Source organism: Paenibacillus sp. Y660 (assembly GCF_057221575.1).
On record NZ_JBXBBJ010000014.1, the window covers coordinates 135,711 to 145,232 of the forward strand.

The window sequence follows — 9,522 nt, forward strand, 5'->3', positions numbered from 1 at the left end:
GGGGTTATCGGTAACATTATTATAACCTAATGGAGGTTTTATTCATGACGGACACAAACTTGCGTTTCCAAAGCGGATTTCCAAAAATCGGCATTCGTCCTACCATTGACGGCAGACGGAAAGGGGTTCGCGAATCATTAGAGGAGCAAACGATGAACATGGCAATCGCGACTGCGAAGCTGTTATCAGAGCATTTGCGCTACCCGAACGGCGAGCCTGTTGAATGTGTCATTGCGGACAGCTGTATTGGCGGCGTGTCTGAAGCGGCGGCATGCGCCGATAAATTTGCCAAATCCGGTGTAGGGGTATCGATAACGGTTACGCCTTGCTGGTGCTACGGTACGGAAACGATGGATATGGACCCTTCCATTCCGAAAGCGGTATGGGGCTTCAATGGGACAGAGCGTCCAGGCGCAGTATACTTGGCGGCGGTATTGTCCGGCTATGCGCAAAAAGGGCTTCCGGCGTTCGGCATTTACGGCGAGCATGTACAGGATGCAGGCGACACTTCCATTCCGTTTGACGTGAAAGACAAGCTGCTCGGTTTTGCCAAAGCGGCACTTGCTGTAGCGTATATGCGCGGCAAATCATATTTATCCATGGGCTCGGTTTCGATGGGCATCGCAGGATCAATCGTGAACGATGCGTTTTTCCAAGAGTATCTTGGCATGCGTACCGAATATATTGACATGACTGAATTTGTACGCCGCATGGAAGAAAATATTTATGATGGCGTGGAATTCGAGAAAGCGCTTACGTGGGTGAAGGAAAACTGTATTGAAGGCAAGGACAACAATCCATCCCATCTTCAAACCTCAAGAGAGCAGAAGGATGCAGACTGGGAAACCGTTGTCAAAATGACGCAAATTGCCCGTGACCTCATGGTCGGCAATCCAAGGCTTGCAGAGCTTGGCTTCGGCGAGGAGGCAGGCGGCCACAATGCGATCGTTGCCGGCTTCCAAGGCCAGCGGCAGTGGACGGACCATTTTTCAAACGGCGATTTCATGGAAACGCTGCTAAATTCCTCGTACGACTGGAACGGAATCCGGGCCCCTTATATGGTGGCAACGGAAAATGACAGCTTGAACGGCGTGGCGATGCTGTTTGGCAACCTGCTTACGAATACTGCTCAAATTTTCGCGGATGTTCGTACGTACTGGAGCCCTGAATCGGTTGAGCGCGTAACTGGACATAAGCTCGAGGGAGCGGCAGCGAACGGTCTCCTTCACTTGATTAACTCGGGCTCGGCAACGATGGATGGTACTGGCGAACAGACAAGAGACGGCCAACCGGCTATGAAGCCTTTCTGGGAAATTTCCGAGGACGAGGCGCAAAAATGTTTAAACGCTACATCATGGCGCCCAGCTTCCGTAGAATATTTCCGCGGCGGCGGCTACTCTTCTGATTACTTAACACGCGGCGGCATGCCGATGACGATGTCTCGGATCAACTTGGTTAAAGGCATCGGTCCTGTGCTCCAAATTGCGGAAGGCTATTCGGTCGATTTGCCGGAGGATGTGCATAACACGCTGGACAACCGTACAGATCCAACTTGGCCTACGACTTGGTTTGCTCCAATCATTACGGGAGAGGGCGCTTTCCACTCCGTATATGAGGTAATGGACAATTGGGGTGCGAATCACGGCTCGATCAGCTACGGGCATATCGGCGCTGATTTAATTACGCTTGCCTCGATGCTGCGGATTCCAGTTAATATGCATAATGTTCCAGAGGAACGCATTTTCCGTCCTAGAGCATGGGGCTTGTTCGGAACAGCCAATGCGGAGAGCGCAGATTACCGTGCTTGTCAAAATTTCGGGCCTATTTATAAATAAATTGGAGGTTTTACAATGAGCAGCACAGATATTCGCAATGAGCTATGCAAATATGCGCGCAAGACGGTAACGAACAAGCTGGTCGTAGGACCAGGCGGCAACATCAGCGCTAAATTCGAGGGTAAAATGTACCTTTCGCCAAGCGGCTTCGCCCTTGATGAAGTAGAACCGCATCAATGGGTCGAGGTGGATATCGAGACGGGAGAAATTACGGACATCGGTCTGCGTCCGTCCTCAGAGGTGCTCATGCATCTTTATGCGTATCGCGCAAACCCAGATATCGGGGCAATCGTTCATACGCATCCGCCATATTGCATTGCTTTTACATTAGTTGAGCAGGAGCTGCCGATCATGTTCCCGGACCAAGCGGCGCTCGTCGGCAAAACCGTTTACGTACCGTATGTTCTTCCAACGACGGATAAGCTCGCTGACGCTTATGTGGCGAAAGTGAATGAAGCAAGCTCCGTATTGCTCGGCAATCACGGACTGGTGACATCGGGACGCAATTTGCGCGAAGCCTACTATCGTACCGAAGTTGTGGAGGAAAGCACAAAAATTTATTTGATTGCCAAAGCGATCCGCGAGCCGAAGGTGCTTACGAAGGAAGAGTTTGAAGAGATCGCATCGCTTGAGAGCGAAGCGTACCGCATCGAATTGCTGCAAAAGATGAAGTAAGCGGCTGGCGCCATCATGGCGCTGGCTTTTACGTAAAGGAGGCTCTAAAGCATGACGAAGCTTGCGACCGTGCTCGCCTTTGATTTAGGCGCAAGCAGCGGCAGGGCGTTAATCGGCGAGCTGCTGCCTGATGAGGCAAGCGGGCATATGAAGCTGAAGGTGACGGAAATTCATCGTTTTCCGAATCAGCCGATCGCCGTTGGCGGCCATTTGCACTGGGATATATTGCGCCTCTTGCAGGAGCTGAAGATTGCTATTCGCAAAGCCTTCCAAGAAGGCTATGCGCCGCAAACGTTCGGCATTGACACATGGGGCGTCGATTTTGGCTTATTGGATGCCAATGGGGAGCTTCTCGGCAACCCTTACCATTACCGCGATCCGCAAACAGAGGGAGTCATTGAAGAGCTGAATGAGCTGATAGGCAAAGACCGCATGTATGAGCAAGGCGGCTTGCAGTTTATGCCCTTCAATACGATCAACCAGCTGTATGCGATGAAAAAGGCTGCGTCGCCCAAGCTTGCGGCGGCGAGCACGTTGCTGCTCACGCCGGATTTGCTTGCTTATTTTCTGACTGGCGAGAAAGTATGCGAGTTTACGATGGCGACTACGACACAGCTCTATCAGCCAAAGGAGCAGCAGTGGAACAGGGAGCTTATAGGTGAGCTCGGCATTCCGAGCCATCTATTTATAGAGCCGATCCATCCAGGTACGAAGGTGGGGATGTTAACGCCAGATGTTTGCGCTGAGCTTGATGTCCCGCCGATTATGGCAGTAGCGGTTGGCACGCATGATACGGAATCAGCAGTAGCAGCCGTTCCAGCTGCTGGCGAAGAAGCATTTGCTTACCTCGTCTGCGGTACTTGGTCGCTGCTAGGCACGGAGCTTCCAGGACCGCTCGTTACGCCAGAGGCACAAGCGCTCGATTTCTCTAACGAAGGCGGAGTCGGGGGAACGTATCAGCTGCTCAAAAATATTATGGGCTTGTGGATATTGCAGGAATGCAAGCGGGAATGGGAGGAGCAGGGCAACGATTGGTCGTTTGCTGACATCGTTGTGCAAGCGGAGCGCGCCGAGCCGTTCCGCAGCTTTATTCATCCCGACGATCCGTCCTTCTATGCGCCGTCCGGCATGATTAGCCGCATTCAAGCCTATTGCCGCCAAACGTCGCAGCCTGTTCCACAGACGGTAGGCGAAATCGCAAGATGTATACTAGAAAGCCTTGCGCTCAGATACCGTCAGGCGTTAGCACAGATGGAAGCTTTGACGGAGCAGTCGTTCAGCGGCTTGCATATGGTTGGCGGCGGCATTCAAAATGAGCTGCTGTGCAGGCTAACGGCAAATGCGATTGGCCGTCCTGTGTGGACGGGGCCAGTGGAAGCGAGTGCGATTGGCAACATGCTCATGCAGCTTGTAGCGCTGGGCGAATGCGCCAATTTGCAGGACGCGCGCCAGCTTGTCGCAGCGTCATTTCCTATCGATGAATATGCCCCTGAGCAAACGATGGAATGGAATACGGCGTTTGAGTCGTTTGAGCGGTTAACCGAGGTAACGAAATAGCGATTATTTATTACGATAGAATATAGAAAGGACGGGGCAAGCATGCTGATTGGCATTTCGAAATTGATTTCCCCTGAGCTGCTTAAGGTGCTCAGTGAAATGGGTCATAGCGACGAAATCGTCCTCGCAGACGGCAACTTTCCGGGTGCGAGCCATGCACAGCGCCTTATCCGCGCCGATGGGCATAATGTGCCTGAGCTGCTTGACGCGATTTTGCGTCTGCTCCCGCTCGACCAATACGTCGAGAAGCCAGCTGCGCTTATGCAGGTTGTTGCCGGAGATACGGTGGAAACGCCGATTTGGGAGCAATATCGTTCAATCATCGAGCAGCGGACGGGTCTTTCGGAGCCTTTCGAGCAGGTGGAGCGCTTTGCGTTCTACGAGCGGGCAAAGAAGGCTTACGCCGTTATTGCTACAGGTGAAAGTGCGCTGTACGCCAATCTTATTTTGAAGAAGGGCGTTATTGCGGATAGTTAGATAATAAGGAAACTGATGATGATAAAGACTGCTTCGCGGATGAAACCGGGGCAGTCTTTTTCCACATATGTAACATATTGGTGTTCGTTTGCGTTATAAGAGACATATACTTGTTATCGTTGACTAATAGGAGGTATTTGCTCTGAAAAAAAAGAGATTGTATCCAGTACTCATTTTTGTTGCATTACTCATTATCCTTAAAGACCATACGGGGACATCACTAGGCGATCGCATGTTAAACACATTTGGTTTATCTCCATGGACATACATTGATCATACCGGTTTTTATCTCCCAGGGATCATTGGCATTACTCTGTTTTTCGTCGCTGTAATTTTAACGCGCAGAGCCTATCGTTCTAAAGGTAAAGAATTCCGTAATCAAATGATTATCGGCTGCATCTTGCTCGTATGGTTGTTCCCGTTTGCTTCGGAGAAAAGCCTCTTTCTACTTCTATATCATACATCCTCGGTAGAGAAGATGGATTATTCTTTAAAAGATAATAAGTGTACATTCACCGGGGAAGAGAATGTTGTATTAGCGAGTTGCTCGGTTACCGTATATAATTACGGCAAAGCGGAAAGCGTGTCTATAAGACCTCTGATCAACGAACCACCTGCTGAAGTAGTTTTTGATGCTAAAGTCATTTCTATCTCTCCCCACAAAACGGTTAATTTGAGGACTGAATTTGTTGGCACGCAAAAAAATGGCAGCGGCTTTTCAGGATATAGTGAAAAAGTGGAATTTGAACTAACGACTCCAGTTAAGAAAGCGGCTTATGATGCTATGAAAATGCGCGAAATCGCTTGGAAGTCTTTATTGGAGGAACAGAAAGATACGGTTATTGAGAATTGGTATTATGCTGAAGTCACGCCGTCTAAGTGGGAATATATACCTTCCAATCGAGATGGAAAAACAAAGAATGACAACCAAATCGTTCGGGTTATTTTCAAAACAAAACTAGATCCATTACTTGGACCAATCGGCATTTATATCGATGCAGAAACCGAAACGGTCGTAGGCTACGATTATAGGGACTAGAGATCAGGACTTCAACATTTGAAGTCCCTTTGTTTGTCTATGATTCAACAAACTATTATTCGACAGAGCCTATCTTCAAATAATCCTCGCGCAAAATCCCGTAATAAACGACGTCCTCGTACTGATCCCATTTGTGAAAATGCTGCCGGAAGGTGCCTTATTGGAAGTTACAAGCGTTTTAAGCAGATTTATTTGGATCGTTCAGCGAAGGCTGATTGGACGAATTCAGCAATACTTTAGGGAATAACAAATATGCTGGGGCAGCCCTTAGGTGCTTTCACCTAAAAGAGCTGCCCCAGCTTATATTTATGATAACTATCGATTATTTTTTGAAAAAGCCGCTAAAGATTTCTGCTGTCTTCTCCTGGTCCGGAGAAATGGAGAATAGGACAAAATTCCCGTTGCTTATTATTTGGTAGTTTAGCGCTTGCTCGTACTGGTCAGGCAAATACGGTTCGAACGCTTTTTGTATCGCTTCAGCTCGCTTCTCGAATGCTGCCTCGATATCTGCATAGTCTTTTTCCGATTTGAGGTGGACGACGGAGAATTCACCAGCTTGAATCATCATCTTAGGCTGATAGAAAATGCCGTCAACCAGCTGAGCTTCCATGTCTATGCCATAGACGTCCTTCACTTGATCGTCCTCAACAGCCGTTAGCGGTCCGAGTCCGGCATCTGCTGTTATTTTGGCTGCAATGTCGGCAACGGTAACCTCACCGAACGGATTTTCCGGATCTGGCTTCGTTGTTGGCTTAGGTGTAGGCGATGGCGTCGCCATTGTAATGGTGGAAGGCGTTGGCGTTGCCGAAGGCTTCACACTTGGTTTCTGTGTTGGAATAACTGCGCCTGGCTGTTTAGTTGGCTTCTCTGTCGGTGCCGGCTTTGGTGTTGAAGCTGGCTTCTTGGTCGGCATAGCCACTTCTGTTTTTTTCGATTCCGAGTCCTTGATCGGTCTTTTTGTCGCCGCAGGCTTCTCGGTTGAAGCATCCTTCGTGGGTGCTAATGTGCTTGCCGGTTTCTCGGTTGAAGCGTCCTCCGCAGGAGCTGCAGTAGCCGCCGGCTCTTCCGTTTCAGTTGGCGTTATCGTCGCAGCCGGCTCTTTTGTCGCTGCTGACTCATCCGCCGGATCTGTCGCTGTAAGCTCATCGGCTGCGCTCGTCGTATTGGTTTGGTTAACGCTATTTTTCTCTTCATTGGCACCATTGCTGCAGCCAGCTGCCATGAAGGTAATCATGATCGCAAATATCGCCACGGAATTTTTAATCGGAAACATCTAGTTAGCCCCTTTAATCATCGTTGTATATTAGACGTTAGTTTAGTTTGGAAAGTTGCTAGATTCATATTCTTATGGTTCTTGCCAAGGATGAGAACGAATCAAATGGGTAAACAGCGTACAAAGAATTAACAGATTTATTCCGTAATCAACGTGATTAAGTTGTACGTTGAGAAATCATCGAGACGACCGATAATCATCAGTTCTGGGTTGAAGGTAAAGGGTGGCTGTTTCAAGATGAGCAAATTTAAACAAACTAATAACCACATTAGTAGAATTACCAATATTCTCAATAAATACATTGTTTTATTAAGGAGAGGATTGGGATAGAACAACCTACATTAATTCCAGGAGATTTCGAACCCGTTTAAATATACGGGAGAGATGCACGACGATGAAACGGGACTTTACTTTTTGAAATCTCGATACTATGATCCAGTTTCGGGCCGCTTCATTAGTAAGGATACATTCGAAGGAATAATAACGAATCCGATGTCATTAAATCCGTACACATATGCTTACAATAACCCTGTAATGTATATTGATCCATCAGGGCATATGGCATTATGGCAAATTGATAATTTGCTGAGTGTGATTGCACAATCCGGCGTTGATGCGGTACTGGATATCCTGCAGACACCAAATGCGTTGTACCAGCTGATACGCGGCATAGTAAGCGGAGATGTAAACTTCGGAGACTTGGCATACGCTGTCGGATCGTCATTGGTTAGTCCATTCGAATATTTGGCACGGAATTCGAAGGAAGTGTTTTCTGGCAAACCTAGTGATGCTGGGGTCTTCGAATATGGCAAACAGCTAGGGAATGTGCTTCAGATGATAATGGGAAGCAGCGCTGCGATCAAGATTCTGACGAAGGCGCTCCCTAAGCTCGGCCAAGCTTTGAGTAAATTTCATAATAAAGAGAAGGGTAAAGAGACGGCAGCTTGTAATTGCTTTACATCAGGGACCAAAGTGCTAACAGACGAAGGGGAGAAAAATATCGAAGACATTGAAGTCGGAGATAAGGTTCTTTCCAAGAATGAAGAGACTGGCGAGCAGGCTTACAAGGAAGTCACGCATTTGTATCGAAATGATAAAAAGATCACCTATAAACTTACAGTAGGAGATCAAATTATTGAAACAACCGATAATCATCCGTTTTGGGTTGAAGGTAAGGGTTGGGTACTAGCGGCAGACTTGCAGGTGGGGGATAAACTACAGCAGAGCAATGGAAATACCTTGACGATTGATAAAATTAACATTATTAAACACGATGAGAAAGTTAAGGTTTACAATTTTACTGTTGCTGATTTCCATACCTACTTTGTAAGTGACTTGGGAATTTGGGTTCATAATATTGACTGCTTGGATAGCAAGTATTACCTCAACCAAGCGCTGAAACAACAAAATTTATCAAGTGTACCTGCAGCTGCAGGGAAATGGAAGCAAAAGTGGTCTCAAGATGGGTATGATTTTGAAGCTAGGGTTCATGCGGCAGACCCTAGTTACGGGAAAACCGGGAATATTTATAGGGTTGCACGAAGGCAACAGGGGACTGATGCAAATGATCAAGGTTATGGATGGGAATATATTGACCAAAACGGAGTATGGCATCATACTAATACATTAAAACCATCGAGTCCTAACTATAATGCACAAGCAGCGGCTGATACACATATTCAACTACCTTAAAGGACGTGAATTCTATGAGTGAAAATGGAATTTCATTAATAATTGACAAAATAAATAATCATATTCGAAAAGAACTGTGGTTCGATTTTGAAATAATTGAATATGGACAAAATGAACTTTTAGTTGGTGGGGGGAAAAGTTTATCGTACCCTCATGAATTAGAAATTCACTTTAAGGATGTGTTTTTCGTTTCAGCACCCGTAGAATGGCGTACGGATACATCGAATAATGTATTATTTATTCTTGAAGGAGAGGAAGTATACAAAGTAAATAGAAAATTTCAAGTTGAACAGGGTTATCATATTTTTAAGTTTGTTCCTGAGGATTATCCGGAAGATTTTGGTTGTTTAGTTGGTGCAAGAAGTTTGGAGGTTAAGTTTCTAGAGCTGACAAAATAATATTTGCTTGAATGACCTTGAGGCGGCAAATTCTCAAGGTCTTTCTTTTACTCCACCAGTGCCGATAGAATAGGGCGGCACGGCCTGAAAGAACTTAACCCTCATCACCCCCGTATGATATTCCTCTAACATGCCTGTGTGCAAGCGTCAAGCGCACCCGCAAGTCAAGGCAAACACGGTCATTTAAAGCAAATGTTCGCCATTTGGCCATCTCTGGCAGCAGGATACAGAGCTCGTAATGCGAATAAATAGCGTATGGAAAAACAAACGAACATTCATCCCCTTACCATAGAAGAACTATATAAGATGAACTAAATATTGGAAAACTATGGTAAGGATTTGGCTTATGCATGTCGAAGAGACAGGCAGGAAATCAGAATGGAAAACACAGTTGCATTTCACCTGAATCCGTGATATAAATATCTGATTTTCATAGATTGAAAGAGTATTATAGAGTAAAATAGAGATAACAGCTCGTTTGTTGCTGTTTTCAAAATACACCTATGAGGTGAACTCCAATGAAGGCTAAATTTACACTGGAATCTTCCAATGATTATCTTACTTCGCGTGCCGGGC

Annotated in this window: 8 protein-coding genes; 7 read left to right on the forward strand and 1 reads right to left on the reverse strand. The window is 46.7% G+C overall.

Annotated features, from left to right (window positions below):
- Nucleotides 1-44 precede the first annotated feature (44 nt).
- The 5 genes from AC2TDN_RS16915 (at nucleotide 45) to AC2TDN_RS16935 (ending at nucleotide 5,583) form a co-directional block, all read left to right on the forward strand.
- The gene (locus AC2TDN_RS16915; RefSeq protein ID WP_484689117.1) at nucleotides 45-1,835 is read left to right on the forward strand and encodes an L-fucose isomerase; all 1,791 of its coding nucleotides are present in this window, start codon (nucleotides 45-47) and stop codon (nucleotides 1,833-1,835) included.
- 15 nt (nucleotides 1,836-1,850) lie between these two features.
- Nucleotides 1,851-2,510, forward strand: coding sequence for a class II aldolase/adducin family protein (locus tag AC2TDN_RS16920; protein WP_076266723.1), 660 nt, complete (start codon nucleotides 1,851-1,853; stop codon nucleotides 2,508-2,510).
- A 51-nt stretch (nucleotides 2,511-2,561) separates the two neighbouring features.
- Nucleotides 2,562-4,067, forward strand: a complete 1,506-nt coding sequence (locus AC2TDN_RS16925) for a rhamnulokinase (protein WP_484689121.1) — start codon at nucleotides 2,562-2,564, stop codon at nucleotides 4,065-4,067.
- Between the two features lie 42 nt (nucleotides 4,068-4,109).
- Nucleotides 4,110-4,544, forward strand: a complete 435-nt coding sequence (gene fucU / locus AC2TDN_RS16930) for an L-fucose mutarotase (RefSeq protein WP_484689123.1) — start codon at nucleotides 4,110-4,112, stop codon at nucleotides 4,542-4,544.
- 232 nt (nucleotides 4,545-4,776) lie between these two features.
- On the forward strand, nucleotides 4,777-5,583 hold the full coding sequence (locus AC2TDN_RS16935; RefSeq protein WP_484689125.1) for a hypothetical protein: 807 nt from the start codon (nucleotides 4,777-4,779) through the stop codon (nucleotides 5,581-5,583).
- Between the two features lie 322 nt (nucleotides 5,584-5,905).
- Here AC2TDN_RS16935 and AC2TDN_RS16940 read toward each other — a convergent pair whose 3' ends face one another.
- Nucleotides 5,906-6,856, reverse strand: a complete 951-nt coding sequence (locus tag AC2TDN_RS16940) for a DUF4358 domain-containing protein (RefSeq protein WP_484689126.1) — start codon at nucleotides 6,854-6,856, stop codon at nucleotides 5,906-5,908.
- 384 nt (nucleotides 6,857-7,240) lie between these two features.
- On the opposite strand from AC2TDN_RS16940, the gene AC2TDN_RS16945 reads away from it, so the two are divergent.
- On the forward strand, nucleotides 7,241-8,548 hold the full coding sequence (locus AC2TDN_RS16945) for a polymorphic toxin-type HINT domain-containing protein (RefSeq protein ID WP_484689128.1): 1,308 nt from the start codon (nucleotides 7,241-7,243) through the stop codon (nucleotides 8,546-8,548).
- A gap of 14 nt (nucleotides 8,549-8,562) precedes the next feature.
- Nucleotides 8,563-8,946: a hypothetical protein gene (locus tag AC2TDN_RS16950; protein WP_482068258.1), complete on the forward strand. Its 384-nt coding sequence runs from the start codon at nucleotides 8,563-8,565 to the stop codon at nucleotides 8,944-8,946.
- Nucleotides 8,947-9,522: the final 576 nt, after the last annotated feature.

Bases quoted from the DNA above. Each gene is read 5' to 3' on its own strand.
- AC2TDN_RS16915 (WP_484689117.1), top strand. From the start codon at position 45: ATGACGGACACAAACTTGCGTTTCCAAAGCGGATTTCCAAAAATCGGC.
- AC2TDN_RS16920 (WP_076266723.1), top strand. From the start codon at position 1,851: ATGAGCAGCACAGATATTCGCAATGAGCTATGCAAATATGCGCGCAAG.
- AC2TDN_RS16925 (WP_484689121.1), top strand. From the start codon at position 2,562: ATGACGAAGCTTGCGACCGTGCTCGCCTTTGATTTAGGCGCAAGCAGC.
- fucU (WP_484689123.1), top strand. From the start codon at position 4,110: ATGCTGATTGGCATTTCGAAATTGATTTCCCCTGAGCTGCTTAAGGTG.
- AC2TDN_RS16935 (WP_484689125.1), top strand. From the start codon at position 4,777: ATGTTAAACACATTTGGTTTATCTCCATGGACATACATTGATCATACC.
- AC2TDN_RS16940 (WP_484689126.1), bottom strand. From the start codon at position 6,856: ATGTTTCCGATTAAAAATTCCGTGGCGATATTTGCGATCATGATTACC.
- AC2TDN_RS16945 (WP_484689128.1), top strand. From the start codon at position 7,241: ATGCACGACGATGAAACGGGACTTTACTTTTTGAAATCTCGATACTAT.
- AC2TDN_RS16950 (WP_482068258.1), top strand. From the start codon at position 8,563: ATGAGTGAAAATGGAATTTCATTAATAATTGACAAAATAAATAATCAT.